The sequence below is a fragment of the Sporosarcina cyprini genome (assembly GCF_022048975.1).
In the GTDB taxonomy this organism is placed as follows: domain Bacteria; phylum Bacillota; class Bacilli; order Bacillales_A; family Planococcaceae; genus Sporosarcina; species Sporosarcina cyprini.
Genome location: NZ_JAKMHX010000023.1, coordinates 166,535 through 192,775 on the forward strand (window position 1 = coordinate 166,535; position 26,241 = coordinate 192,775).

Below are 26,241 nucleotides of genomic sequence, written 5' to 3' on the forward strand. Positions count from 1 at the left end.
AGAGTTGCCTAGTGTGGCCATTACACTTTTGCGCACCAAAGTTCAATTTCAATTTTCAACTCGGGTAAGCCTAGTTTGCTTATATAAGCGATCGTCATAGCCGGAAATTTGTTGCCGAAAAGTGCTTCCCATTTTGAATCTAAGTAGTCCCAATCTATTTCTTCTGTTGCCCAGATGTTTACTTTAATAATATGACCATGATTCAATTCCTCAGATTCTAAGAGCTTTTTTATATTCGTGAATGTGTTGGCTACCTGCTCATTAAAGTCAGAAGGCACATGGCCGTCCATATCTACACCAATTTGGCCTGATGTTACAAATAACTCAGCATTTTTGGGAACTCTCGTGATATGCGTGTAGTTACCTACTGGTCTCGGCATAGATTCCGGATTTTTTCTTGTGATTTTTTCGTTCATTTTATTACCTCACCTACTATAGTATTTTTCTGCTCGCTTTCTAAATCAAATTAGACAGACTCCGCCAATTTTTAAATATCTAAAAGAAAACGGCAGTGGAGTATCCATAGCCCAATGATAGAAACATAAGTATTTTTTTCTTCATCTCGTGGACACTCCTTTTTTTGTAGTGTGAAGTTTTTAATAAATAGTTGATTCTTAATTATGATACATATATTACCTCAAATTCCATCCTGCGTCTAATGGTAGGCGTGAGCTTTTCATTAAACTATGAGTCTGCATTCGCACATATTTGAATGAGCGCCAAGTATTCCTAACTACATTATAAGAAATTCTCCTTGATGTATTTCTAGAATAATAAAAAGTTACACATGCCATATGCATAATTTTTTCATATCTATCCGTTACGCTTATAAAGTACAACTGTAGAAGAAAGGCTGATAACTAATGAAACGATTCATTTTAATTGCTGTAGGTATTTGCATTATTTTGGTAATAAGCGGATGTAACGGAAAACCGGAATCCCATGGAACTAAGCAACATGCCGGGGGAAATGAAATGCATTCCACTATGAACATGCCGATGGAAGGCCATATGAGCCATGATGAGGTAATCCGACTCAAGGATTCCACTGGAGAGAATGAGTTGAACATTCCTCCTATACTCAAACGTGAGCCGGGAGAGGGAATTGTTTACACAGTGCGAGCACAAAAGGGAGTAACACAGCTCTTTGATGGTGTTCAAACGAAGACATACGGCTACAATGGAACGTTTCTAGGGCCGATGATAGAAGTGAAGAAAGGCGAAAAGATCAAAATTAAGACGATCAATGAATTGGATGAACCAACTACGTTTCATTGGCATGGACTAAAGGTGGCGGGGGATATGGATGGAGGACCTCATGATCCGATTCAGCCTGGTGAGGAAAGGATCATTGAATTTCAAGTAGCCCAAGATGCAGCGACGTTATGGTTCCATCCACATCCTGAAGGCAATACCGCTGCACAAGTATATAACGGGCTTGCCGGATTGCTTTATATTCAAGACGAAAAATCGGAACGGCTCGGTTTGCCGAACCGGTATGGAGAAAATGACTTTCCTTTGCTTTTTCAAGATCGGTTGTTTGATGACCAAAAACAGTTGAATTACGAGGCCGCCCAAAATAGTGATGGAACCATTGGTGATACATTACTTGTAAATGGAACGCTTAATCCGACATTGACTGTTTCGAGTGAGCAAGTCCGTTTTCGTCTGCTGAATGGATCAAATGCGAGAAACTTTACATTCAAGCTAAACACAGGAGATCGGTTCGTCCAAATCGCTACGGACGGCGGGCTTTTGAATGAACCGATTCAGATGAATGAAATCACGCTCACTCCATCGGAACGTGCCGAGATTGTCATTGATTTTTCAGGTCTGAATAAGACGGATGAGTTGGCTTTAGTGAATGAGGACGGCTCGATTCTATTACCGTTTGACGTTTCAGATCAGCAGGTGGAAAAGAGTACTTTACCGAATGAAATGAATGATTTTATTCTAACAGAGGAAGAAAAGAACTTGCCGGTAACAAAAGAAGTAGAACTGTTTGGCATGATGGAGCACGTGACGATCAACGGCAAGAAGTTCGACCCAAATCGGATTGACTTTACACAAAAGCAAGGGGTTACGGAAGTGTGGGAGATTTATAATAAGCCGGATATGATGGGCGGCATGATCCATCCTTTCCATATCCACGGGACACAATTCAAGGTTATTTCTCGGGACGGAAAAGAGCCTTCGGAAAATGAACGGGGCTGGAAGGATAGTATTTCCGTCAAACCGGACGAGCGTGTGAAAATTGCAGTTCAATTTAAAGATAAAGGAATTTATATGTTTCATTGCCACATCCTTGAGCATGAGGATAATGGAATGATGGGGCAGATAAAGGTGGAGTAAAACGTAACAGCCAGTGCATGCTATTCTGCACTGGCTGTTTGCTTGTTAGACAATTATTGAATGGATTTCCTGTTTCATTCGTTCCACACCGACACGGTTCACAAACTTAAAGAAAGGCTCCCGTTTTTTCCCGTTTTCGGCATAGAAGTCGATTATCTGATCAACAGCCTCATACAGTTCCTCTGGCTGCGCTTGTTCAAGCAGGAGGGTACCCGTTTTGGCATAAGCGCCTTTTGGATTCCCGCCAATATACAGGTCATAGCCATTCCTTGACTTAATAACACCGATGTCATTGACTAGAGGCTCGCCACATCCAACCGGACATCCCGTGTAGGCAGGACGAAGAGTAAATGGAACAGGACGTCCCGCAATCCGCTTGTTCAGCTCGATTGCAACAGGCATTCCTTCTTCCTCCGCCCCCTTACAAAAATTACAATGACGCAAGCTTTTGACATAATTTCCGACTGGATAGCAGGCAAGTCCCACGTCGCTAAACTTCTTCTTAATCAACTCAACTTCGCTTTCTAACACTTCGATATATAGTTGCTGGAATGTCGTGACTTCCAGTTCCTGATCACCTAAATGCTCAGCGAGCGCAATCAATTGGCGAGCGTTCAATGTAGCGCCAAATGAAATACCGCCGTTGACAGCCAGCTTCACCTTTTTCTCCGTTTGCATAGTTGGCCACACCTTTCTAGTGAGATGGATCTAATGACATAGTAAGATACCTTTAATGGGTATGTAAATAGCTAAATAAAGAAAAGTCATAATGGAAAAGGATTTAACGTTATGATTTTTTGTATGCGGGTATAAAAATATAGGGGGGTATCATATTATTGATTTGACAAATGAACAACTGAATTCTAATATATGAACATATGCTCATATATAAAAATAGCGACACGGTAATTGGAGGGGAAAGAATTATGTGCGATGAAAATAATACAGAGAAACCGTTGAACCAATTATTGGACGAGGAAACGCTATTCGTCGTCTCCCAAACATTTAAGGCGTTAAGTGATCCGACAAGAATCCGGATTTTGAATTTGTTGTGCAAAGAGGAGCGCTCGGTGAATGACATCGCAGAGACGCTCAACTTAAGCCAGTCATCTGTTTCTCACCAACTACGCTTTTTAAAAAATTTGCGCTTGGTTACGTTTAGAAGAGAAGGGACAACCCTTTACTATTCAGAAGATGATCATCACGTCATGAATTTATTGAAACAGGCAATTGATCACGCAGCACATAATTAGAGGAGGGCTTCGAATGGGACATGACCACGAACACGATCATACGCATGGGGCCAATAAAAAAGTGCTCTTGATTTCTTTTTTAATCATTACCACCTATATGATTGTCGAGGCAGTCGGGGGATTTTTGACAAACAGCTTAGCGTTACTTGCAGACGCTGGCCATATGCTGAGCGATTCGATTTCCCTAGCTATCGCATTAATTGCGTTTAAACTCGGCGAAAAGGTGGCGAGCCACAGTAAAACATTCGGCTATAAACGGTTTGAGATTTTGGCCGCCGTCTTAAATGGCGTAACCCTGATCGCCATCGCCTTGTTCATTTTCTATGAAGCGATTAAACGTTTTGCAAATCCTCCGGATGTCGCCACAACTGGCATGTTAATTGTCAGCAGCATCGGACTCGCTATAAATATTTTAGTTGCATGGATTATGATGCGAGGAGCCGATGTAGAAGAGAACTTGAATATGAAAGGTGCTTATCTTCACGTCATCAGTGACATGCTCGGGTCTATCGGGGCAATTGCGGCAGCTCTTCTTATAATGTTTTTTGGCTGGGGATGGGCTGACCCACTAGCGAGTATCATCGTTGCGATTCTTGTTTTACGGAGCGGCTATTTCGTATCCAAGTCGGCACTGCATGTTCTCATGGAAGGTGTGCCTCAAAACGTAGAAATGGATAATGTCATTCGGACTATTGGAAATGCCGAAGGAGTTTTGAGTGTGCATGACCTTCACGTTTGGTCCATTACGAGCGGCTTAAATGCACTTTCCTGCCATGCGGTTGTCGATGAGCATATGACAATTGCAGAAAGTGAGCCCTTGCTTCGAACGATTGAACATGATCTTTCACATCAAAACATCCACCATGTCACCATCCAGTTAGAGACAGCCGCGCATCAGCATGATGATTCGATTTTATGCCAAGTGAAGCCGCAATCAGCGGGAGGCCACCATCATCACTAAAGTATTAAAATGATATACCCTTATCCTGTATCTCGTATTATAGAGACAAGCTGAAATGCTTTATTATCCTGAAATAGGACGCCTAGAACTGCTAAGAATAAAAACGCCGTTTATTGGAACCATAAGATTGCTCTCGCAAACTCTAGATGGTAGATTAGGGGTACAGGGTATTAGAACAACTCTGAGGAGTGAGTATATGACAGAAACGACAAAGAAAACAGTCCAGCCGAATAAGCAACAATTACTGAATCGGCTGAAACGCATAGAAGGACAAGTTCGGGGTGTCCATCAAATGATTGAAAACGATCGGTATTGTGTGGATATTTTACATCAGATTAGTGCCATCCAATCGGCCATGAACAAAGTGTCTTTAGCTCTTTTAGAAGATCACACGCATCATTGTGTTGTGAATGCAATAAAAGGCCAGGATGGAGAAGCTGCTATTCAAGAGCTGATGAATGTGATGAGAACAATGACTAAATAAAATTTTAGTCTGCATCTTGATATACCGTATAGGGGTATGTTATATTTAGGTTGTTAATTCAAACAGGAGGGGAATCATCATGAAGGAAGTTTTGAAAGTAGAAGGCATGTCTTGTGGCCATTGTGTAAATGCAATCGAATCGAGTGTTGGCGAATTGGAAGGTGTATCTGCTGTTAAAGTAGACCTTGCCAATCACGAAGTAACGGTTGAATTCGATAAAGAGGATACATTAAATAAGATTAAAGAAACAATTGAAGATCAAGGATATGACCTTGCATAAATCTTGATGAGTACACCGCTTACACCATATGGGGGTATCGAGTGGTGAAAGAAGTGATTATACGACAGCCGTATGATCCTTCTTTTTTTACATCGCTCATACCCCCTTACCGTATAGGAGGGATGCAAAATGGCAACAGCGGAAAAAACCTTAAAGATTAATGGCATGACCTGTGCAGCTTGTGCCAACCGGATCGAGAAGGGTTTATCCAAAATGGAAGGCGTCGAAAAGGCGAATGTCAACTTTGCTTTGGAAAGCTCTACCGTCGTCTACGACCCTGATAAGACGAATGTGCATGATTTAACAGCGAAAATAGAGAAGCTAGGCTATGGCGTCATTCAAGATAAAGTTGAATTTGATGTCTCAGGCATGACTTGTGCAGCCTGTGCTGCACGGATTGAGAAGCGAGTCAACAAGATGGAGGGAGTTTCAAATGCGGCGGTCAATTTTGCGCTGGAAACCCTGACTGTCGATTACGATGGAGGTCAAACGTCTCCCGACGAAATGGTCAGCACCGTGAAAAAGATGGGTTACGAATTGATTCCGAAATCAGACAAAGAAGACACAGTGGATCATAAAGAACAGGAGATCCAGCGGCAAACTAGGAAATTCATTTTCTCCGCTGTATTGACACTTCCTCTGTTATGGACGATGGTCGCCCATTTCAACTTTCTGTCCTTTTTATACTTGCCGGATTTCCTAATGAATCCATGGGTGCAATTGGCACCCGCAACTCCTGTGCAATTCATTATCGGAGCGCAGTTTTATAAAGGCGCCTTTACAGCTTTGCGAAATAAAAGCGCCAATATGGATGTTTTAGTAGCCCTCGGCACAAGCGCCGCCTATTTTTACAGCCTTTATTTAACATATGAGTGGGTGGAGGCCGGCAAAGTCGGGGAGCCGGAGCTTTATTTTGAAGCATCAGCGGTCATTTTGACATTGGTGTTACTAGGCAAACTATTTGAAGTGCGCGCCAAAGGAAAAACGAGCCAGGCGATTCAAAAGCTTCTCGGATTACAGGCCAAAACAGCCCGTGTCCTTAAGAACGGAGTTGAATTCGAGGTTCCGATCGAGGAAGTCATGGCAGGGAATATCATCCTTGTCAAACCGGGAGAGAAAATTCCGGTGGATGGTGAAATAATTGCGGGTGAGAGTGCGATTGATGAATCAATGATTACCGGAGAGAGTATTCCTGTGGATAAAACTGCGGGAGATTCTGTCATTGGGGCGACCATCAATAAAAATGGTTCCTTGCAAATTAAAGCAACCAAGGTTGGGAAAGATAGTGCGTTATCCCAAATTGTTAAAGTTGTCGAAGAAGCACAAGGTTCAAAAGCGGAAATCCAGCGTTTGGCCGACAAAATATCCGGCATCTTTGTTCCAATCGTAGTCGGGATTGCCATCTTGGCGTTTCTGATTTGGTACTTCCTTGTGACGCCAGGAGATTTCCGGGCGGCCTTGATTCCTACCATCTCTATCCTTGTCATCGCATGTCCGTGTGCACTTGGTCTTGCGACACCGACCTCTATCATGGCGGGTTCTGGAAGAGCCGCTGAAATGGGCATCCTGTTCAAGGGCGGTGAGCATCTTGAAAATACACGGACTATTGACACCGTCGTCTTGGATAAGACGGGCACTGTGACGAAAGGTGAACCTGCATTGACCGATGTTGTCATTACGAAACGCTATGAGGAAGAAGATGTCCTGCAATGGGTCGCTTCAGCAGAGAACCAATCAGAGCACCCGCTGGCTCGCGCGATCGTATCAGGTGTGAAGGAGAAAGGCATCGAATTAATTGCACCGGAATCCTTCCAAGCGCTCCCGGGCTTCGGCATTGAAGCTCAAGTCGCCGGAAAGCGACTGCTGGTCGGAACACGTAAATTGCTGCGCAGCCGAAATATTGACTTGATGAATATTGAATCCAAAATGGCGAACATGGAAAACGAGGGCAAAACGGCCATGCTGATTGCGGTGAATGAACAGCTTGCCGGCATAGTGGCAGTAGCGGATACAGTAAAAGAAACATCGCAAGCTGCCATCGAACGGATGCTGGCCCTCGGATTGGACATCATTTTATTGACAGGCGACAACAAGCAAACAGCTGAAGCAATTGGGCGACAAGTCGGATTGAGCCATGTCATTGCGGAAGTGTTGCCTGAAGAAAAAAGTGAGGAAATTAAGAAGCTGCAGGCACAAGGCAAAAAGGTGGCAATGGTCGGTGATGGAATCAACGATGCCCCTGCGCTAGCCATTGCAGATATTGGCATGGCGATTGGAACGGGAACCGATATTGCAATTGAAGCAGCTGACATTACGCTCATGCGCGGTGACTTGAATAGCGTGGCGGATGCCATCATCATGAGCCGCAAAACGATGCGCAACATTAAGCAAAATTTATTCTTTGCCTTCTTCTACAATACGATTGGCATTCCGATCGCAGCTCTCGGATTACTTGCTCCGTGGGTGGCAGGGGCCGCCATGGCATTCAGTTCGGTATCTGTCGTCTTGAATGCATTGCGTCTTCAACGAGTAAAATTATAAGCAACGTGAAAGCCTCCACCGATTGGATGAATCGATGGAGGCTTTTTCATTTATTATTTATCCTTCAGATCTTTCGTCAAAGGAACCAGATCAAAGATTTTATGGTGTTCAAACGCATCGACGAGTCTGTCGAGCCATTCAAAGTAATCCCGGATATATTCAAGCCTGGCTACGTCCTGTTGAGCCAGTTCTTTCACTTCCTCGCTCGTTGCCGGATCCTCAACCAAACTTTCCAACTCGCTCAATGATTTTTTTATCGCAGTGGAGTGCAGGGAAATCGATCTGCGCCACTTAATGGAGAACAAATCGATAAAACTTTGATACCAATCGTCCTTCACTTGATATAAATCTTTCCGTACGCCCCGCTTCCAGGCTCGCTCCACTAATTTTAAATCAGACAAAGCCCTGACCGATGTGCTCATGCTCGTTTTGCTCATGCCGAGCTCTTCCGTCATTTCATCTAGTGTCATCGGTTCGTCGTGAAAGAACATCGTGCCAAATTGGCGTCCTGCCGATGATGTCAAACCGTATAAATGTATATTCTGTGCAATGGTCTCAATAATTCGCTCACGTGCTTTGTCGAGTGCTTCTTTGCCTTCCATGTGTGAGTTCCCTCCGCTATTATCATGTCACTTTTCTTAAGCGTATTATATCCACATTGGAATTGCAATGATATACGTTAGTTTTGTACAGTTTTTTCTGTACAAACAATTAATATGGTTAAAACGGTTGAAATTAATTTCTACTACACATATACTAGTAGACATTGAGTTTGTAAGGAGTGTACGTATGGAAGAAATGGAAGTTAAGAAGAAAATAGAAGTGAGGAATGTATCGAAGATTTTCGGTAAGAACAGTAAACGTGCGACGCAGCTTTTGAATGAAGGAAAATCAAAAGCTGAGATTCTGAAGCAGACCGGAACGACAGTCGGCGTGAAAAATGCATCGTTCGATGTGTACGATGGTGAGATTTTCGTCATTATGGGTTTATCGGGAAGCGGCAAATCGACGCTCGTTCGTATGTTCAATCGACTCATTGAGCCGACAGCTGGAGAAATACGGATTGACGGCGACGATATCGTACGGATGAATAAGGAGCAACTACGGAATGTCAGACGGAAAAAAATCGGGATGGTTTTCCAGAACTTTGCGCTCTTTCCGCATAAAACGATTTTGGAGAATACGGAATATGGATTGGAGATCCAAGGCGCGGCAAAGGCTGAGCGGCAGGAACGTGCAAAAGAATCGCTGCGGCTCGTCGGCCTGTCTGGTTATGAAGACCAATATCCGAACCAATTGAGCGGAGGAATGCAGCAACGGGTCGGCTTGGCGAGGGCGCTGGCGAACGATCCCGATATTCTTCTCATGGATGAGGCGTTCAGCGCACTGGACCCATTAATTCGTAAAGATATGCAAGACGAATTGCTTCAACTGCATCATGACATGGGCAAGACGATTATCTTTATTACACATGATTTGGATGAGGCACTCCGGATCGGGGATCGGATCGCTCTCATGAAAGACGGCGATATCGTTCAAATTGGGACGCCGGAAGAAATTCTGATGAGTCCTTCTAATGAATACGTCGAAAAATTCGTCGAGGATGTTGATCTATCCAAAGTATTGACGGCGGGCCATATTATGAAAAAAGCAGACACCGTCCAAGTTGACCGGGGACCGCGGGTTGCATTGCGCTTAATGAAACAGCTTCGCATTTCCTCTCTTTATGTCGTCGACAAAGGGAATCGTCTGCTCGGGGCTGTTACGGCTCAAGATACAGTGGCGGCTTCTGAATCTGGCGCTTCATTGGAAGAGGTGCTGATCAAAGATGTGCCGACTACATCAGCAGATACCGTATTGACGGAGCTGTTTGATACGGTTTCGAAAACGTCTATTCCAATGGCTGTAGTGGACGAACGCAATCATTTGGAAGGCATCATTATCCGGGGCGCATTAATTGGCGCGCTTGCTGGAGATGGGCAGTTCATTAACGACAGCCGAACGGTAGAAGAAATGAAGCCTGTAGAGTTGGAGGTGGCAAGCAATGAATAATTTATTGCCTCGATTGCCGTTTGCCGACTGGATTGATACTGGCATTGATTGGCTTGTTACACAATTCGGATCCGTGTTCGATGGACTATCCGGATTCCTGAAAGGAACGGTAGAGGGAGCCGTTGATCTTATGGCCTGGGTGCCATCCATTGTACTTGCGGTGCTCTTTGCGGTTGTAGCTTGGTTGCTTTCCACTCGGCGCATTGCAATTTTCACGCTGCTTGGCCTGTTATTCATTGATTACCTCGGCTATTGGCATTCGATGCTTCAGATGCTGTCGCTTGTCATCACATCTGTCGTCATCGCGCTCATAATTGGCATCCCATTAGGTATATGGGGATCGCAGCAGCCGACGGCCAAGAAAATCATCAGTCCGATTTTAGACTTGATGCAGACGATGCCAGCCTTCGTCTATTTACTGCCGGCCATCTTCTTTTTCAATATCGGCGTCGTGCCGGGCGTAGTGGCATCAGTCATCTTTTCCATGCCGCCGACCATTCGGCTGACGATGCTCGGCATTGAGCAGGTGCCAAAGGATTTGATTGAAGCGACGGAAGCATTCGGCTCAACGACATGGCAGCGCCTCGTTAAAGTGCAGATTCCGCTTGCAAAGCCGACAATCATGGCAGGAGTCAACCAAAGCATCATGCTTTCGCTTTCCATGGTTGTTATCGCGTCAATGGTTGGCGCACCGGGACTTGGAGAAGAAGTATATCGCGCGGTGACGCAATTAAAAACGGGTGTCGGGTTTGAAACTGGCTTATCCATCGTAATCGTAGCTATTATTCTCGACCGGATTACACAACATGCAGGTAAGAAAAAACAAGGGGGAACTTTATCATGAACATCACAAAGAAATTTTTTGGACTAGGAGCGGCAGCAATGCTTGCGATCGTCCTCGCCGCTTGTGGCAATGAAGACGATAATGCTGGGAAAAACGAGGGAGCGAATGGAGGTTCTTCTTCGTCAGTAGGGGAATCGGTTGATTACAAAATCACTGGAATTGACCCGGGTGCCGGCATCATGGAAGCGACAGACAAAGCAATTGAAGAGTATGGTCTCGACAAATGGACAGTGACGACTGGTTCAGGAGCGGCTATGACAGCAGCTTTGAAAAAAGCATATGATAAAGAAGAGCCGATCATCGTGACAGGCTGGACACCCCATTGGAAATTCGCGAAGTTCGATTTGAAGTATCTTGATGACCCGAAAGGCGTATACGGCGGGGAAGAACAAATCCGTACCATTGCAAGAAAAGGCTTGAAAGATGATCTGCCAGAAGCTTATGAAATCCTATCGAACTTCCATTGGACAGAGGAAGACATGGGATCTGTCATGGTGGCAATCCAAGAAGGGGCTAAGGAAGAAGACGCTGCCCGTGATTGGGTAGACGCCAATGCTGATAAGATTTCCGAGTGGACAGACGGCGTAGATCCGGTCAATGGCGATAAAATCAATCTTGCTTATGTCGCATGGGACAGCGAAATCGCCAGCCACAATGTCGTAAAAACCGTTTTGGAAGACATGGGATACAATGTGACTTTGACACAAGTCGAAGCCGGTCCTTTATGGACGGCGATTGCAGATGGAAGTGCGGACGCATCCTTAGCAGCTTGGCTTCCAGTCACGCATAAAACATATGCAGACAAATTCGATGGTAAATTCGATGAGCTCGGCATCAACATGGAAGGGGTCAAAATCGGCCTCGTCGTGCCGGAATATATGGATATTGACTCGATCGAAGATTTAAAAGAATAATAGATAGGATTCAGGTGGAGAGTAACGATTAGTTGCTCTTCACCTGATTTTTTATTTAAGGAGAGTGGGCTGCAGGTTATGGAGAGTTCTTTTGTTTTTGCTGACTGCTCGAATGTTGTCGCATACCGCTCGTATAATTTAGTGAGAGCTGGTAAGTCATCGCGACCACTCGTATATTTTTGTGAGAGCTCGTATGTCGTCGCCAACCGCTCGTATAATTCTGTGAGAGCTCGTATGTCGCCTGCACTGCTCGTATATTTCTGTAAGAGCTCGTATGTCATCGCGAACCACTCGTATATTTTTGTGAGAGCTCGAATGTCGTCGCGAACCACTCGTATATTTTTGTGAGAGAGCTCGTAAGTCGTCGTGAACCACTCGTATAATTCGGTAAGAGCTCGTATGTCATCGCGAACCACTCGTATAACTCGGTAAGAGCTCGTATGTCATCGCGAACCGTTCGTATAATTCGGTAAGAGCTCGTATGTCGCCGCGAACCACTCGTATATTTCTGTAAGAGCTCGTATGTCGTCGCGAACCGCTCGTATAATTCTGTGAGAGCTCGTATGTCATCGCGAACCGCTCGTATAATTCGGAAAGAGATCGAATGTCGCCGCGAACCACTCGTATGTCATCGCGAACCACTCGTATATTTCTGTAAGAGCTCGTATGCCGCCTGCGACCGCTCGTATATCCCAGCGAGAGCTCGAATGTCGTCCTCGACTGCTCATATATTCCACTAACAGCATGTCTCCTCTGTCCATCAGCCACTATCCGCCCGACAAAAATTGCCTGGCGCACTTAAAGAACTACAAAGGGTTATTGTAATGGTGCAGTCGTACACCTAAGCATGCTTCGTTTGATTTCATATGGTAGTATGAGCTCTCAAATCTGAGGGCTGATCTACGGGAGGCAAGCCTCGGTTGCGGATGGGACTGCCTATCGGCTTACCGGCAGGTTATCGAGGAGCAGAAGAAAGATCATTTACGCGCCGCCAGAAGCAGCCGCTTCATTTGTGGACGGCCCGTCGCTTGTACAGATTATGAAAATAATAGGACAAGCGACCCTATGAAGGGAATCATCTCTTATGCTTGCACACTTCTTTGCCTTTTCACCTCCTTCCTTTTGGCAGGGAACGTGACTCGGCTCCCTATAAACGTTTAGCCTCAGGGGATTCCTCTGAGGTTCTTTCTTTTATTAACTTGAAAAATCGAGTTATTTTTTTGTCCTGAAGTATTCGGCTACTTGGGTAACTCTCACTTTCCCGGTGTCGAGTTCGTGGTAAATGCCGCGGCTGTCTGTAAAGGAAATGAATCGGCCCCGTTCGCTTTGAACTAGTGCGATGGCTTGTTCCATCGTCTCCATATGGATGAAACGCCGGATATAATGCTCTTCATTAAAAAAATAAGTGATTTTGAATTCTCTCATTGTCATTCATCTCCTGACGTGTGGAAAGGTACGTACATCGTACTGAATTGGCAGCCCTTGTTGCAAGCGCAATGAGTGTTCCGATAACACATGAAACCTCTATCATCCTTGTGATAGAATGTAAGCAATCAATATTACAGATAAAGGATGAAGACGATTGAGCTATAAACAAAGGAATCATGTAACAGTTTTAGGGGATGGAGAAAAGACGATGGTTTTCGCTCACGGTTTCGGATGCGATCAAACGGTGTGGAACCGGGTTGTGCCCGCATTTGAAAAAGAGTATCGCATCGTATTGTTCGATTATACCGGTTCGGGAAGGAGCGATAAGACGCTGTTTTCTAAGGACCGCTACAGTTCACTAGACGGCTATGCATTAGACTTGGTCGAGATTGCGGATGAATTGAATCTGTCTCACGTGATTTTTGTCGGCCATTCTGTTTCTAGTATGATCGGCGCAATCGCTTCAATTCTGCGCCCTCAATTGATGGACCGATTGATCATGATCGGACCGTCGCCGCATTATATGAACGATGGGGATTATAAAGGTGGATTTGAACGAGAGGACATCAATGAATTGCTGGATATGATGGAGCTGAATTACAAGGAATGGGCCAAATATTTGGCACCCGTTGTGATGAAAAATGAGGAACGCCCAGAACTGGCCGCTAATTTTGAAAGGACTTTATGTGAAAATGACCCGGTTATTGCAAGGCGATTTGCGGAAGTGACGTTTACTTCCGATTTGCGTGACCGCCTGGCAGATGTTTCGGTTCCGACTTTAATTTTGCAGACGCGCGAGGATGCCATTTCGCCGATTGAAGTTGGTGAATATGTGCACGAGCATATTAAAGACAGTGCATTTGTCTTAATGAATGCGAAAGGCCACAATCCACACATAAGCGACCCGGAAGAGACCATTCAAGTGATTCGGGACTATCTCAATGGAGGCGTGAAATAACGATGGATGAGCAATTGAATTTTGCTCCTTGCGGCTATTTGGTTCTTACAAAGGATTGGGAGATCACGGATATGAACCAGACGTTGCGGGATATGCTTGGCAGCGAGCGTGCGGCGGTGAACATGCGCGATATACTGACGGTTCCTTCAAAGGTCTATTTCCAGACGTATTTTGTGCCGGCCCTTCATATACACGGACGTGTAGATGAACTTCATTTGACATTAAAAGGGAAAGAGGGGCCGCTTCCGGTATTAATGAGCGCCCGCGAACGCAAAGGATTGTATGAATGTGCCCTTATGCAGATGACTGTCCGTGAAGAATATGAAAATGAATTGCTTGTGGCGAAACGGAATGCAGAACAAATTCAGCAAGAAACCGATAAGGCGTATACAACGTTACTTGGTCTGATGAATGAGGTTCAGCAGAAGCAGGAAGAATTAGTAGAGCTGAACCATCGCCTGCAGACGATGGCGACGACAGATCCGTTAACTGGATTATTTAACCGCAGGGTATTTCAAGAGAGACTGGCCGAACAAGTGGAAAAGGCGATTACGGAGCAGAGTGTTTTTTCCGTGATCATTTTTGATATTGATCATTTTAAGAATGTGAATGATACATATGGCCACAATGTGGGGGACGAGGTACTGAAAGAGCTGGCAATCAAGATTAAGGGGCTGATCCCAATACATGATTCAGCCGCCCGGATTGGCGGAGAGGAATTCGCGATTATTCTTAAAGAAACAGAGCAGGAGAGTTCCTCTGCATTTGCGGAACAATTGAGGGCTTATATCGAAAATTCCACTTGGCACAGCAAGCCTGTTACAGTCAGTATCGGAATCGCAACTTATCAGGACGGAGATACCGCGGAAAGTATGTATATCCGGGCGGATAGCGCCTTGTATGCATCCAAACGCTCTGGACGCAATCGTGTCACCAGTTTTTAAGTACTATCTGTTCATCTAAAAAAGGTCCATACTCCGCAAACCGGGGCATGGACCTGATTTTATTGCTTATGTTCTCGCGGGATATTACGTAAGTCAATAATAATAGGTTCCTTCTTTTTATGACCAGATTCCAAAGGGGGGATGACAGTTTCTATGCTCGCCGCTTCTTCCGCTATGGCGTCTTGGCGGTCCATCTGGCTTTCTTGGAATGCGTCCGGCACGATGTCGACCTGTTCTTCTGCTCTGTGTTCCTCTATTTGGTGCTCGTAGTAATCGCGGATCAATTCCTTCTCGCGATCGCTTTGCGGGTATCCCCGGGTAGCGGCTTCTCGGGATGTGTCATGATCTTCTTCATATCTGGTATGATCAAACAGCGCTTCGCGACCTTTACGACCGACTGGATTTTGTTCAGTCGCTTCTTCCTGCTCCTTAGGTGATTTGCCAGGCAGCATTTCAATTGGATCAAACGGATTTTCCTCCTGCTCGTTCTGTTGATCGGCATGGACTTCATATACGGTTTTCTCCACAGTCCCATCGATATACACCAAGTATTTTCCCATCTCGACTTCCTCGTAATATTGTTTTGCCTCTGAGGAATCAAACCCTGCTTCCACAAGCATCGTTTCGATCCGGTCCTCCCCGGAAAGAAAACCGATAAACTGGTCAAACCAGGATGACGGCTCTGACTGGATTTCTTCGGATGTACGGTGCCGCAAAGCCGACACTGCCGTCTCCTCTTTTGCGATCACGAATATGCGTGACGGGTCGATCCCTTTATGATCCAATTCATTAATTTTAGAAGTCATTTCATCTAAGTTGTCATACAGTCCAATAAACGTTTTTTCTTTCATGGCTTGCACCTCCTTCATTCCTTACTTACTAATTACCCGCCTCAGCGTAAAGGAAAACTCAGGAAGAAGGGCCAACCTCTGAAGATAGCACAAGTGGTAAAGGGCAGATACTTCCTGTCATGATTCGAGAAAAAAGGACTTTCCACATACAAATGAACCTCAATTTTGTTGTATGATAGAACGTATGACTTCATTTTTTGAGGAAGGAGAATGTCAATGGAACAGATCAAGGCTGCATGCCGCTTGGAACTGACTCAGCGGGCCCGGAAAGAGATCGGCAGATGGGTGCTCGATGAAGTGAGCTTTTTTGCCATGCAAGATTATTTTGATGTCTACATAGAAAAAATGCCTGCCAAGCAGGATGTCATGACGTTCTCCTTCTTCTTTGACAATGAAACGAACGGTCCGTTATGCAGACTGCTGGATGACCGTGTTGCCGTCCTGGAATGCGTCATGAAAAATGAAGGGTTCGTCGCCATTTCATTTCGCGTGAAAGGCAGAAGGGAGCCGGTTCGGACGAATCGCCGTTTGCCGGCACGGCTGAAATTCCAAGTGGGCAAGGCCGGAAAGCCGATGCCGATTCAGCTGTATACAAGCTTGCGGGAACTGCCAATCGCAGAGGAGCGGTCCGCCTATGTGGAAAAAAGGATTTCCAGCTGGGAAGGATATTTGCGGATTGAAGAAAAGAATGCGGACGTCGCAGATATTACAGCCCGCTTCTCGGAAGTGGCCGTCAATGAGGATTTTACCCAGGCCACTTTCACATGCGGCGGATTGGAAGCGAAGGATTGGAATGCGATTTCTGGCTTCAGTGCGAAATGGAAAGGTTCCGGCGACGATTTCGGATTTGTTATCGACGTCAATCGGGCGAAACGGAAAGTGAAGATTGAGTTGAAGCGTCATTATCAAGCACTTGCCCGGCGAGGTTCGCTCGTTCCGGCCATGAAGGAGAAGGAACTGGTATTCAGCAATTTTGCCGAATTGAGCCAGATTAGGAGATTGCGTAAAGGGTTTAAAGATTTGCAGGATGGATTTGCTGCCAATCAAAACTTAGAGAAGATTCTTTTTGAAGAACGTCCTGTTGTACAAATTACGAATAAAAAAGCAGAGCTAGATTTCCACCATCCTCTCAATGAATTTCAGCGGGAAGCCGTTGTCGGCGCCATGTCGGCAAATGATATTTATGTCATCCAAGGACCACCCGGGACAGGAAAAACGACGGTTATCTCGGAATTATGCCACCAGCTTGTAAAAGCCGGCATGCGGACGCTTGTCGCTTCACAGTCCAATCTTGCTGTGGATAATGCACTTGGCCGACTGCTCTCCGATCCGGGCATCCGGATTTTACGTTACGGAAGGACCGAAAGTATTGAAGAGGAAGGCAAGCGGTTCATTGAAGAAAATGTAGCTCACCACTGGAAGGAAGAGACACTGGCCGCCATAGATGGGCAGCGAAAAGAACGTGCCGATAGATTGGACGCCATTGCCAAGGAAATTGATGAATGTGAGCAGGCATTAGAGAAAAATAAAGCAGAACTGGCTGACTTGGAAGAGGCGAAGAAGAGAAGGCGGGAAGCGAAACAGAAGCACGAAGCACAGTCGGCTGATTTGCAGGCAGTGGAGCTGGAAATAAAGGAGACTGCCCGGCAAGCAGAGGAGTTGGAACGGGAACAATCTCGCATTGACGAGGAAATGAAACAGCTTGCTGAAACGGCAGCCCGGCTTGAAATGGATATCGAATCATTGCGTTTGCATGATGACGAGAAACTGGAAATGGATGCTGTAAAAGGAAAAGTGGATGCAAACCGAAAAATCATGCGCTTCTATGAGACGGAAGAAGCGATGGATGTAGCGGAGCGTGTTCTCGAACAGATTAGCAGCGACATCCATGAGAAGGCCGAGCGCCGGAGGACCCACAGCCAATTGAGGGAAGAAATTTCGCCAGTTCAAGGGTTGCCGGATTTATTGGATAAAGTAAAGACCTTTCGATACGATCCGTCATTACCGCTAAAGCTTGAAATCAACTCACTGCATAAGCATTTGAAGACGATTGGGACAGGTACCTACTCATACGAATTTGAAGAATGGAAAGGCGTTTTTGAACGGCTTGAAAATGGCATCTCCTTTCTAGAGAGTGTGCTAAAGAAAAATGGTTTTCCGTTTACTACTCTCCCGAGTAAAGACAGCGATTTGTACCGGACTGCCGATGAAATGCACGATATGATTGATGCCATCGGGCGGTTCATTAAAACGAAAAGCCCGTTAATCCCGAAGCTTCCGCCTGAGCAAAAAGCGGCACTTCTGAACCGGGTTGCTGAGAATCTCACCTACTTGTACGGCAAGCTGGAAGAAGTGACCGGCCATGCGACCCGTATTAAAGAGGCGGCGCAGGAACAGGCCAAGTTAATGTTCAACTCAGTCAAAAAGGAGCTTGTCGCAGAACTCGGGGATACAATTGGCCAATTGGAGCACGATGCTTCCCAGCTCGAAGAGGATCGCGCGAACCATACGGCCCATTTAAAGCAGCTGACACAGGAACACGATGAATTGGCTCCTGAAGTAACTGGCCATGAAGAACTCGCTGTTGTCCAGGCAGAGCTCGAGGAAGGGGTAAAGAGACTGGCGCAGTATGAGGAACGGCTTGCCAAGCTCCACCAGTCTGAAGTGCAACTGGAACAGGAGCGGACCTGCCTGGGTGAAGCGACTGCCAACCTAGAGTCCACTCGAACACAGCTGGGCATTCTGCAGCAGAGGCATGCCGAATTGAAGGAGAAAGCTGCCCAGCACGTCACTGTCCTGGCATCGCTAGAAGAAGTGATCCAGACGAATCCTGAAGAACGCATTGCGCAAGTCCAAGCGGAAATGAAAGTCATGAATGAAACGATACGTAAACTGAATGACGAGCAGGCACACTTGCCGCTTGCCGTGGAGCTGCAGGATGAGTGGAGCAAGCTGCTTGCGGAAGCAGGCGACTACGATCTCGATGAAATCCGGAAGCTCTATGTCCGGCATGCCAACGTAATTGGTACGACATGTGTCGCTTCGGCGCGGAAGGAGTTCATGGAGGACTACCCGACATTCGACGTCGTCATTATCGATGAAGTTTCTAAAGCGACGCCACCGGAATTGCTGCTGCCGATGCTGAAAGGGAAGAAAATTGTCCTAGTCGGAGACCATCATCAGTTGCCGCCTCTTGTCGGCAGGGAGACAATGGAAGAGTTCATTGAAGAAATTAAAGATGATAAGGAAAAGAATGAGCTGCGGAACATGCTGAAAGAGTCGCTGTTTGAGCGGTTATTCCGAACGCTGCCGAAGCAGAACAAGACGATGCTCGGCATTCAATACCGGATGCATGAGGAAATCATGGAGACGATCACGCCGTTTTATGCGGAAGGGCAGTATAGGCTTCAATGCGGTTTAACTGATTCGGACAGTACGCGCGATCATTTATTATCATCCCGGCTCATCGAGCGGAAAGATCATCTTCTTTGGTTCGACATGCCGAATGAATCTGCGTTCTTTGAAGCCCAAGTGAAAGGCGGCACGAGTCTGTACAATGAGGCTGAGCTTCGCTCCATCCGCGAATTGCTGATGGACATCGATGCCGCCACGGTAAACGCAATCGAAGAAGGGCGGCTGGCGCCCGATGCGAAGAAAAGCGTTGGCGTTATTAGCTTCTACGGGGAACAGGTGAAGCGGATTGATCGGCTCATTGAGCAGGATGTAATGCCGAAGCATCTGCATTGCCGCACGGGCTCGGTCGATAAATTCCAAGGCATGGAGATGGATATCATCATCCTCAGCTTTGTACGAAACCACGATCAGCCAAGCGGCACAATTGGATTTGCGGAAGATTATCGACGCTTGAACGTCGCCCTCTCGAGAGCCCGGGAACTATTGATTGTTGTAGGAAGTGCGGAGATGTTCACGAAACGGCCGAAAAAGGCGGAGACTAAAGCGATGTACAGCCGGCTAGTTGACCGGGTAAAGGCACAGAATGGCTTCAAGGAGCTTGCGCTGATGGAGAGGAAGAATTAAATGGATTTACAAAAGCGGCTGCAAAACGAAGTGCTGCGGAATGCAAATGTAAAACTGCTTGCTTCTGAGACATGGGGACTGCCAGTGCATTCCGTTGAAATCACATATGAAACGGTCAAACGGACGCCCATGGATATCCTGATGAAAATGCTGCTGATCAGTTTCCGGAAAGGACGTTTCCAGACTGCGGAGGAAGTGAGTGAGATCTTGCTGGTGGAATCGTTGTTCATCGAAGACATGATGGAGGCGATGGTCAGGTCCGGTTTGATTGTCAAAAACAGCGAGGGGTACTCGCTGACGGATGCGGGCAGCCAACAGTTGGAGAGCGGCATTTACGTGCAGTCGCCCGAACGGCAAGAGAAAACAGCCTATTTCAGTCCCATTCATGGCACGTTCTTGTTAGGAGAAATAAAAGAGTCGAAAGCGAAAAAATTCCGGTTTGGGAACAGCGAGTGGCATGCCGAGACGATCCCCGAATCGGCGGTGCGCGAAATACTCGAAAAGTTGCAGGAAGACAAAGAAGAGGAATATGGACAAACGTCTATCCATGCCGTCAAGTCTGTGACTGATGTAGAGCTCCATTCCGTCGAATGTATCGAATTCCGGCTGCATCAGGTGGCTGACGACCGGATGTATGCACGCGTTTGGAATACGATGACGGGCGAATGGGATAAAGCGCTGGAGCAATTCATTATGGAACAGGAACTGAGCGAATGGCGGAAAACGTATAAATGATGAAAGGCAGGCTGCTCTTAGGTAGAGCGAAGCCTGCCTTTTATGTTCATTCGGAATGTCTGGATGAAAAAGATTATCGAAGCGATTCGTTTTTAATACAGCCGGCCTTCTTTATTTTGCAGAAATCGGAGCGACCGTGAATTTCAAAGACCGACCATCTTTTTTTGAACCGCTCGATTATTACTCCTAACCACTCGTATTTGTAGTCGAACCACTCGTATATGTCGGGGACCGCTCGTATCTATATGTCACCGCTCGATTATGCGAGGTAACCTCTCGTATCTGTTGTCGAACCGCTCGATTAAGCGAGATGACCGCTCGTATATGCTTACCCTAGCCAGAATAGTACAAGACACTCCCGGTAGTCAAAACGAGTTCAAATCAAAACCGCTCGTTTTCGTCAACGAGCGGCTTGCTTTCTTCGGTATTCTTACAAATTTCGTTCCTGCTGCTGTAATTCTTCAGGTGAAATAGGATCATATCCTCCGTAACGGCTTTCGTCTGCAACTTGGTCGAGTAGGATCTCTTTGTCAATTTGCCCGTCGATGTAGAGAAGAATGGCGCCGTCTTGTACCGCATTGTAATAGATTTTGGCCTCCTCGTCGGTGAAGCCGGCATCTTTCAGCATGCTGCGGACGTTATCTTCACCGGCCATGAATCCGAGAAAGCGGTTGAAAAAGGAAGAGGGGGTGCCATGGATGTCTTGGGAGGTGCGGCTTTTCAATTCGGCGACAGCCAGGTCATCTTTCATGACGATGTACATATCATCCTCTTTCACACCTTTTCGCTGCAATTCTTTTATCTTTGAAATCAAGCGCTCTTGGGTCGGGAAACTTCCAATGAATGTTTTTTTCATGATGGTGCCTCCTTGAAATTCGTTGTATTGCGGAAATACCCTCCTTGCAGCAGTTGAAAACTAGTTTCCTGCTGGGAATTAAAAAACACGCACGAAGATATCGTGCGTGCGTGTGGTTCATTGTACATAGAATGGATGGGTGGCTCGGTTAAATTGAATTTTTCCGGTTGGGGTTTTTACCTTCTCAATCGTTAATACATAGTTTTGGTTCCGCTCATAGTTTCCGGCAGGCGGATAGACGAGCAGTTTGGTAGGATCTGTCGGATGCACAGATATTTTAACAGGCACTGTTTTCCCTTCGGCTGATGTGACGAACACATTGCCATTCGTTGCCGAGGCCGGGTCAATTTTCGTATTGAATGTGACTGTCCACATTTTCGTTGCGGTTACTGTTTCACCGTACGGGACGACAGGCTGGACTTCTTTTTTCAATGTAATGGTTTCTTGCTTGCCTGTTTTTTCGTTCCGATAGGAAAGGAGATTGCCATCATTTTGAATGGCCGTGGAATGGACCGTATTCATCCTGGTCAATCCGCTGCCGTCTAATCCCATCTTGTATAAGTAGCCGCTATCCATGTAGTTGCTCAAGTAGATGGTCGAGCCGTAGATGGCAAAGTAAGGAGCGCGGACATTTCCGACACGCTGGCGCCCGGTCCCATCTTTATTGATTTTATATAGTTTATTTTGATCGGCTTGATTGCTGAAATAAAACGTATCGCCTACTGCAACAGTTTGTCCGAAATCATGGAAGTATCCGTACGTTGTGCTCGTAGCTGCAGGATACTCGTCTTCCTTCCACGTATGGTCTTTTCGAAGCTGCTCGGACGTGACGAGGAAATACGTATATTGAAGATAACCCGGCTTATCCGGAACGGGATCATCCCATGTAATGTCCATCATATACCAGCTGCCGTTTAATTTGACAGCATTCCATGAATGGAGTTCACCGCCAGCAGAACCGACGACAAATCGATTCTCGATTCCAAGGCGATCCAAAAGCAATTGCGCCGCTTTTGTATACCCTTCACAAACTGCACTTTTTTTCACAAGTGCTCCATAAGCCGTATAGGTATCAGGCGGCAGACTGTTATTCTTCAAGTTTTCATAATCATAGGCAACATGTAATATCAAATAGTCATGAATGGCTTTGACTTTTTCCAAGTCGGAGCTGCCCGGTTTAATGATCGATTGGAGCACACGGTCGGCTTCTGCCTGCATGGACTTTTGGTTGGCATCCACTGTATCGACAGGGACAGCATATTTATATTGAATCTGTCCATCCGAACGAATCGAGGCACCTTCATAGTATTGGATGGCCGGAGTCTCCGTCACTACCGTATGTATCAAGTCTCCCACTTGCTTATACGTCAGTTCATTCGTCTCAAATCGGCCGGTTGTTTGTCCGCTTAAAAGAGAATTTTTAATCAGTTCATAGGACTTAGGTGCAGAAATTGTAGCTGCTTCAGAAAGGTGAGGGTGATGAAAAAATAAAACTAATGTTAGTAATATAGCAGAGAAAATGACTGATATTCGTTTCAAATTAATCGCCTCCAATAGTATTATCGGAGCGCCAAGCTACTAGCTCAATAGGTATTTAAAAATTATTTATTGGTAATCAAACCTCAAATTAGTAGTCTCAACCTAGTCTTGCTATCTATCCCTTCCTTTTCAAAACCATTACCACTCCTTTAGTCCTTGCTTGTAAATAATTAATAAAACAAAGTACTGCCATTAAGGAGCAAACTATCAGGTTTTGGCGGCGTAGTCACGACAGCTGCGTTATAAAGAAGTAGAGTTATAAGATGAGATAGCATTCAATCCACTAAACCGTGATATGAAAGTACGTTCAGGTCCAATAAAGGAAGGTGGCAATCTGAAGAATAAAAAATACCCCCATTTCCACAAGGAATGGGGGCGCGCTTATTTTAAGGCATTCAATCGTTGAGCAACGCGGTACAAGACATCCACACCGGCAAACATCGATTCTTCATCAATATCAAATTTTTCATTATGGTGACCGGCTGCAAGTTCCGTGCCAAAAATGCAGTACGTCGCCTGGCCGCCGCGTTCTTTTACGCGTTGCATGAAGTATGTTGCATCCTCTGAACCAGCAGAAGCATTATCTTCCAAGACGACCTGTTCCACAAATGGGGAAGGGGCCGCACACTCGACGATTATTTCCGCCAGCTCCGGAGAGCATTTACAGCTGATTGCCTCTCCGACGATATCCAGTTCGCATGAGACGCCGTACATGGCGGCCGCTCCTTTGATGACGGCTTCCGCCTGTTCACGGACATACAGATTGACATCGGATGTTTCTCCGCGTGTTTCGATTTTCATCTCCGCATGGTCTGCCACGATATTACGGCCGCTGCCAGCATGCAGTTCGCCAACATTGACGCGTGAAGCACCGCCAGAATGCCGGGAGATGGCATGCAAGTTCAAGGCGGCATTCGCGGCAGCCAGAAGGGCGTTTTGACCTTCTTCTGGCATGGCGCCTGCATGGGATGCTGTTCCACGGAAAGTGACGTTCATCTTCGTCGTCGCCATGAATCCGTTTGACGCCGCTACGACATGCCGGTGGGGAACCCCTGTACCGACGTGGGAGGCGATGAAATAATCCGTACCATCAACCACGCCGGCTGCGGTCATCGACTTCGCACCACGTGTACCTTCTTCAGCGGGCTGAAAGATGATCCTGATTTTGCCGCCAAAGGACTCGGCCGTTTCCGCAATCCGGACGGCGAGTCCAAGTCCGATCGAAGTGTGGGCGTCATGGCCACAAGCATGCATGGAACCATGAACCGAGGATCTGAATCCATGCTGCTGTGGGTAATGTCCTGCATCATCACTTTCCACAATGGGAAGGGCATCCATATCGACTCGGAATGTTGTAATGGGACCAGCTTTTCCGGTGTCCCACTCTGCTACGATGCCCGTATAGCCTTCCTGAAAACGGTCAAGATATTCCAAATTTGCGCCATGTTCGCGAGCCCATTCCAACTGCTTTTCAATAGCCTGTTGATTTGGCCTTCCCATCATTTGACTAGGATCCATAACTTCAAGTCCGGTTTTCAGCGCATAGCCGAGGCGATCCAGTTCTCCGGCGACGATGGAAGCCGTCCGGAGTTCGAGGAAGCCTTGCTCAGGATGGCGGTGAAAATCCCGCCGCCAAGTCACGAGCTGTTCTTTTAAATCTGTATCCACGCACGATTCACCTCATCCTTTATTAATTCAAAAACGGTGTTACACCTGGCCCGAATGGGATTCCTGCATAGAAGAAAATGAGTATCAAAATGATCCACACGACAAGGAAGCTGATCGAGTAAGGAATCATTAAGGAAATCAATGTTCCGATACCGGCTTTCTTATCATACTTCTGCATGAACGATAGAACTACAGGCATGTAAGGCATGAGCGGTGTAATAATATTCGTGGAAGAATCGGCAATCCGGTATGCAACTTGCGTAAAGGCCGGATGGTAATTCAGCTGCATAAACATCGGAACGAAAATTGGTGCCTCAAGCGCCCATTTTGCTGAACCAGACGTGATGAGGAAATTCATCAGCGCTGTGAAAATGATGTACCCGATGATCAATCCCATTCCTGTAAAGTTAATTTCCGTCAAGAATTCAGCGCCGTTAACTGCTATCCATGTTCCGATATTGGACCAGTTGAAGTAAGCAATGAACTGGGAAATCGCAAAGATGAGCACGATATAGCCAGCCATGTCCTTCATGGCTTCTGCCATATAGCCTGCAACGTCTTTCCCACTTTTAATTTTTCCGACAGTGACACCATATGTGATACCGACAGTTAGGAATAGGAATAAAATAATCGGTACAATTCCTGAAATGAATGGTGATGGAACCAATTTGCCATCTTCGCCGCGCAGCGGGCTGTCCGGCCAAGCAATGGCTACAATGAGTACGGTAATATAGAGAAGACCGGCAATGACAGCATTTCGGAACCCTTTGCCTGCTTTCGGATCTTCCTCTTCGACATCCATCTCCACACTATCGCCTTTATATTTTCCAAGTCGCGGTTCGATAAAACGAGATGTAATGAAACCAGCAAGAAATGTTAAGACAAAAACGGAAACAATGTTAAAAAACCAGTTATCTGTAGGATGAACAGTAATAGAATCATCTACAATTCTTGCCGCTTCCGTTGAGATGCCTGAAAGCAGCGTATCGGTACCGACAATGAACAAGTTCGCAGTGAATCCGGCTCCAGAAGAAGCATAGCCTACTGCTAGGCCCGCAAGCGGATGCCGTCCGACACGGTAGAACACCATGGCAGCCAATGGCGGAATTAATAACATCGCAGCATCAGAAGCCAAGTTCCCCATAATCCCGACGAACGCAACTGAATACGTCAGCATGGCAGGAGGGGATTTCATAATTGTTTTCTTAATTGCATAATCAAGCATTCCCACTTTTTCTGTTAACCCAATACCAAGCATCATTGCTAGAACGATGCCGAGGGGAGCAAAGCCGGTGAAGTTCGTCACCATGGAAGTAAGGATGTATTGCAGCCCTTCGCCAGAAGCTAAGTTCTTGATGGCGAGTGTCTCTCCGGTTCCCGGATGAATGACAGATGCGTTGAACAAACTGAAAATCCAAGAAGCGATAATTACAGATACTGCCAAGATGCTGAACAAGATGAATGGATCCGGGAGCTTATTCCCCACTTTTTCGATGCCATTCAGAATTTTACTGAAAAATCCTTGTTTTTTCGTAGTTTCCATT

At 46.1% G+C, this 26,241-nt stretch carries 23 protein-coding genes; 13 read left to right on the forward strand and 10 right to left on the reverse strand.

All coding sequences use genetic code 11. The features are described 5' to 3' along the window. Nucleotides 1-20: 20 nt before the first annotated feature. Entirely contained in the window at nucleotides 21-416 is a 396-nt protein-coding gene (locus tag L7D49_RS09135) for a RidA family protein (RefSeq protein ID WP_238080518.1), read from the reverse strand. Between the two features lie 447 nt (nucleotides 417-863). On the opposite strand from L7D49_RS09135, the gene L7D49_RS09140 reads away from it, so the two are divergent. Further along, on the forward strand, nucleotides 864-2,351 hold the full coding sequence (locus L7D49_RS09140) for a multicopper oxidase family protein (RefSeq protein ID WP_238080519.1): 1,488 nt from the start codon (nucleotides 864-866) through the stop codon (nucleotides 2,349-2,351). A 45-nt stretch (nucleotides 2,352-2,396) separates the two neighbouring features. On the opposite strand, the gene L7D49_RS09145 is transcribed toward L7D49_RS09140, so the two are convergent. Then, entirely contained in the window at nucleotides 2,397-3,029 is a 633-nt protein-coding gene (locus tag L7D49_RS09145) for a nitrite reductase (RefSeq protein WP_238080520.1), read from the reverse strand. A gap of 248 nt (nucleotides 3,030-3,277) precedes the next feature. On the opposite strand from L7D49_RS09145, the gene L7D49_RS09150 reads away from it, so the two are divergent. From L7D49_RS09150 to L7D49_RS09170, 5 genes are all read left to right on the forward strand, one after another. Next, nucleotides 3,278-3,604, forward strand: a complete 327-nt coding sequence (locus L7D49_RS09150) for an ArsR/SmtB family transcription factor (RefSeq protein WP_238080521.1) — start codon at nucleotides 3,278-3,280, stop codon at nucleotides 3,602-3,604. 13 nt (nucleotides 3,605-3,617) lie between these two features. After that, complete coding sequence (locus L7D49_RS09155; RefSeq protein WP_238080522.1) at nucleotides 3,618-4,565, forward strand: cation diffusion facilitator family transporter; 948 nt, start codon at nucleotides 3,618-3,620, stop codon at nucleotides 4,563-4,565. Nucleotides 4,566-4,761: 196 nt separating this feature from the next. After that, nucleotides 4,762-5,049, forward strand: a complete 288-nt coding sequence (locus L7D49_RS09160; RefSeq protein WP_238080523.1) for a metal-sensitive transcriptional regulator — start codon at nucleotides 4,762-4,764, stop codon at nucleotides 5,047-5,049. Nucleotides 5,050-5,128: 79 nt separating this feature from the next. After that, a complete protein-coding gene (gene copZ / locus L7D49_RS09165) occupies nucleotides 5,129-5,329 on the forward strand; it encodes a copper chaperone CopZ (protein WP_238080524.1) in 201 nt (66 codons plus the stop codon). A 129-nt stretch (nucleotides 5,330-5,458) separates the two neighbouring features. Beyond that, on the forward strand, nucleotides 5,459-7,870 hold the full coding sequence (locus L7D49_RS09170) for a heavy metal translocating P-type ATPase (RefSeq protein WP_238080525.1): 2,412 nt from the start codon (nucleotides 5,459-5,461) through the stop codon (nucleotides 7,868-7,870). Nucleotides 7,871-7,923: 53 nt separating this feature from the next. Here the strand turns inward: L7D49_RS09170 and L7D49_RS09175 are convergent, their stop codons facing one another. Continuing rightward, nucleotides 7,924-8,472, reverse strand: a complete 549-nt coding sequence (locus tag L7D49_RS09175; RefSeq protein WP_238080526.1) for a GbsR/MarR family transcriptional regulator — start codon at nucleotides 8,470-8,472, stop codon at nucleotides 7,924-7,926. 187 nt (nucleotides 8,473-8,659) lie between these two features. On the opposite strand from L7D49_RS09175, the gene L7D49_RS09180 reads away from it, so the two are divergent. The 3 genes from L7D49_RS09180 to L7D49_RS09190 are packed head-to-tail and all read left to right on the forward strand — an operon-like array spanning nucleotide 8,660 to nucleotide 11,680. Further along, nucleotides 8,660-9,922 carry a quaternary amine ABC transporter ATP-binding protein gene (locus L7D49_RS09180; RefSeq protein ID WP_238080527.1) on the forward strand — a complete coding sequence of 421 codons (1,263 nt, stop codon included), beginning with the start codon at nucleotides 8,660-8,662 and terminating at the stop codon, nucleotides 9,920-9,922. Beyond that, entirely contained in the window at nucleotides 9,915-10,766 is an 852-nt protein-coding gene (locus L7D49_RS09185; protein WP_238080528.1) for an ABC transporter permease, read from the forward strand. The genes L7D49_RS09180 and L7D49_RS09185 overlap by 8 nt, the downstream gene beginning before the upstream one ends. 2 nt (nucleotides 10,767-10,768) lie before the next feature. After that, nucleotides 10,769-11,680, forward strand: coding sequence for a glycine betaine ABC transporter substrate-binding protein (locus L7D49_RS09190; RefSeq protein ID WP_238080659.1), 912 nt, complete (start codon nucleotides 10,769-10,771; stop codon nucleotides 11,678-11,680). 566 nt (nucleotides 11,681-12,246) lie between these two features. Here the strand turns inward: L7D49_RS09190 and L7D49_RS09195 are convergent. Next, nucleotides 12,247-12,441 (reverse strand): hypothetical protein, encoded by a 195-nt coding sequence (locus L7D49_RS09195; RefSeq protein WP_238080529.1) that lies wholly within the window; start codon nucleotides 12,439-12,441, stop codon nucleotides 12,247-12,249. A 451-nt stretch (nucleotides 12,442-12,892) separates the two neighbouring features. Beyond that, on the reverse strand, nucleotides 12,893-13,105 hold the full coding sequence (locus tag L7D49_RS09200; RefSeq protein ID WP_238080530.1) for a hypothetical protein: 213 nt from the start codon (nucleotides 13,103-13,105) through the stop codon (nucleotides 12,893-12,895). A gap of 211 nt (nucleotides 13,106-13,316) precedes the next feature. Between L7D49_RS09200 and L7D49_RS09205 the strand changes: the two genes are divergently transcribed. Both L7D49_RS09205 and L7D49_RS09210 read left to right on the forward strand, forming a co-directional pair. Beyond that, nucleotides 13,317-14,066, forward strand: coding sequence for an alpha/beta fold hydrolase (locus L7D49_RS09205; RefSeq protein ID WP_238080660.1), 750 nt, complete (start codon nucleotides 13,317-13,319; stop codon nucleotides 14,064-14,066). 2 nt (nucleotides 14,067-14,068) lie between these two features. Continuing rightward, complete coding sequence (locus L7D49_RS09210; protein WP_238080531.1) at nucleotides 14,069-15,010, forward strand: GGDEF domain-containing protein; 942 nt, start codon at nucleotides 14,069-14,071, stop codon at nucleotides 15,008-15,010. Nucleotides 15,011-15,069: 59 nt separating this feature from the next. Here L7D49_RS09210 and L7D49_RS09215 read toward each other — a convergent pair whose 3' ends face one another. Further along, nucleotides 15,070-15,861, reverse strand: coding sequence for a YflT domain-containing protein (locus tag L7D49_RS09215; protein ID WP_238080532.1), 792 nt, complete (start codon nucleotides 15,859-15,861; stop codon nucleotides 15,070-15,072). A 216-nt stretch (nucleotides 15,862-16,077) separates the two neighbouring features. On the opposite strand from L7D49_RS09215, the gene L7D49_RS09220 reads away from it, so the two are divergent. Further along, the gene (locus L7D49_RS09220) at nucleotides 16,078-19,899 is read left to right on the forward strand and encodes a DEAD/DEAH box helicase (RefSeq protein WP_238080533.1); all 3,822 of its coding nucleotides are present in this window, start codon (nucleotides 16,078-16,080) and stop codon (nucleotides 19,897-19,899) included. Next, nucleotides 19,900-20,634: a hypothetical protein gene (locus L7D49_RS09225; RefSeq protein WP_238080534.1), complete on the forward strand. Its 735-nt coding sequence runs from the start codon at nucleotides 19,900-19,902 to the stop codon at nucleotides 20,632-20,634. Between the two features lie 430 nt (nucleotides 20,635-21,064). Here L7D49_RS09225 and L7D49_RS09230 read toward each other — a convergent pair whose 3' ends face one another. From L7D49_RS09230 to L7D49_RS09245, 4 genes are all read right to left on the reverse strand, one after another. After that, nucleotides 21,065-21,490 (reverse strand): YflT domain-containing protein, encoded by a 426-nt coding sequence (locus tag L7D49_RS09230; RefSeq protein WP_238080535.1) that lies wholly within the window; start codon nucleotides 21,488-21,490, stop codon nucleotides 21,065-21,067. Between the two features lie 117 nt (nucleotides 21,491-21,607). Continuing rightward, on the reverse strand, nucleotides 21,608-23,029 hold the full coding sequence (locus L7D49_RS09235; RefSeq protein WP_238080536.1) for a transglutaminase domain-containing protein: 1,422 nt from the start codon (nucleotides 23,027-23,029) through the stop codon (nucleotides 21,608-21,610). Nucleotides 23,030-23,410: 381 nt separating this feature from the next. Continuing rightward, complete coding sequence (locus tag L7D49_RS09240) at nucleotides 23,411-24,697, reverse strand: amidohydrolase (protein WP_238080537.1); 1,287 nt, start codon at nucleotides 24,695-24,697, stop codon at nucleotides 23,411-23,413. Nucleotides 24,698-24,719: 22 nt separating this feature from the next. Next, the gene (locus tag L7D49_RS09245) at nucleotides 24,720-26,240 is read right to left on the reverse strand and encodes an AbgT family transporter (RefSeq protein WP_238080538.1); all 1,521 of its coding nucleotides are present in this window, start codon (nucleotides 26,238-26,240) and stop codon (nucleotides 24,720-24,722) included. Nucleotide 26,241 lies beyond the last annotated feature (1 nt).

Excerpts from the sequence above, each read along its gene's own strand:
- L7D49_RS09135 (WP_238080518.1), bottom strand. The coding sequence starts at position 416 with ATGAACGAAAAAATCACAAGAAAAAATCCGGAATCTATGCCGAGACCA.
- L7D49_RS09140 (WP_238080519.1), top strand. The coding sequence starts at position 864 with ATGAAACGATTCATTTTAATTGCTGTAGGTATTTGCATTATTTTGGTA.
- L7D49_RS09145 (WP_238080520.1), bottom strand. The coding sequence starts at position 3,029 with ATGCAAACGGAGAAAAAGGTGAAGCTGGCTGTCAACGGCGGTATTTCA.
- L7D49_RS09150 (WP_238080521.1), top strand. The coding sequence starts at position 3,278 with ATGTGCGATGAAAATAATACAGAGAAACCGTTGAACCAATTATTGGAC.
- L7D49_RS09155 (WP_238080522.1), top strand. The coding sequence starts at position 3,618 with ATGGGACATGACCACGAACACGATCATACGCATGGGGCCAATAAAAAA.
- L7D49_RS09160 (WP_238080523.1), top strand. The coding sequence starts at position 4,762 with ATGACAGAAACGACAAAGAAAACAGTCCAGCCGAATAAGCAACAATTA.
- copZ (WP_238080524.1), top strand. The coding sequence starts at position 5,129 with ATGAAGGAAGTTTTGAAAGTAGAAGGCATGTCTTGTGGCCATTGTGTA.
- L7D49_RS09170 (WP_238080525.1), top strand. The coding sequence starts at position 5,459 with ATGGCAACAGCGGAAAAAACCTTAAAGATTAATGGCATGACCTGTGCA.
- L7D49_RS09175 (WP_238080526.1), bottom strand. The coding sequence starts at position 8,472 with ATGGAAGGCAAAGAAGCACTCGACAAAGCACGTGAGCGAATTATTGAG.
- L7D49_RS09180 (WP_238080527.1), top strand. The coding sequence starts at position 8,660 with ATGGAAGAAATGGAAGTTAAGAAGAAAATAGAAGTGAGGAATGTATCG.
- L7D49_RS09185 (WP_238080528.1), top strand. The coding sequence starts at position 9,915 with ATGAATAATTTATTGCCTCGATTGCCGTTTGCCGACTGGATTGATACT.
- L7D49_RS09195 (WP_238080529.1), bottom strand. The coding sequence starts at position 12,441 with ATGGACAGAGGAGACATGCTGTTAGTGGAATATATGAGCAGTCGAGGA.
- L7D49_RS09200 (WP_238080530.1), bottom strand. The coding sequence starts at position 13,105 with ATGAGAGAATTCAAAATCACTTATTTTTTTAATGAAGAGCATTATATC.
- L7D49_RS09205 (WP_238080660.1), top strand. The coding sequence starts at position 13,317 with ATGGTTTTCGCTCACGGTTTCGGATGCGATCAAACGGTGTGGAACCGG.
- L7D49_RS09210 (WP_238080531.1), top strand. The coding sequence starts at position 14,069 with ATGGATGAGCAATTGAATTTTGCTCCTTGCGGCTATTTGGTTCTTACA.
- L7D49_RS09215 (WP_238080532.1), bottom strand. The coding sequence starts at position 15,861 with ATGAAAGAAAAAACGTTTATTGGACTGTATGACAACTTAGATGAAATG.
- L7D49_RS09220 (WP_238080533.1), top strand. The coding sequence starts at position 16,078 with ATGGAACAGATCAAGGCTGCATGCCGCTTGGAACTGACTCAGCGGGCC.
- L7D49_RS09225 (WP_238080534.1), top strand. The coding sequence starts at position 19,900 with ATGGATTTACAAAAGCGGCTGCAAAACGAAGTGCTGCGGAATGCAAAT.
- L7D49_RS09230 (WP_238080535.1), bottom strand. The coding sequence starts at position 21,490 with ATGAAAAAAACATTCATTGGAAGTTTCCCGACCCAAGAGCGCTTGATT.
- L7D49_RS09245 (WP_238080538.1), bottom strand. The coding sequence starts at position 26,240 with ATGGAAACTACGAAAAAACAAGGATTTTTCAGTAAAATTCTGAATGGC.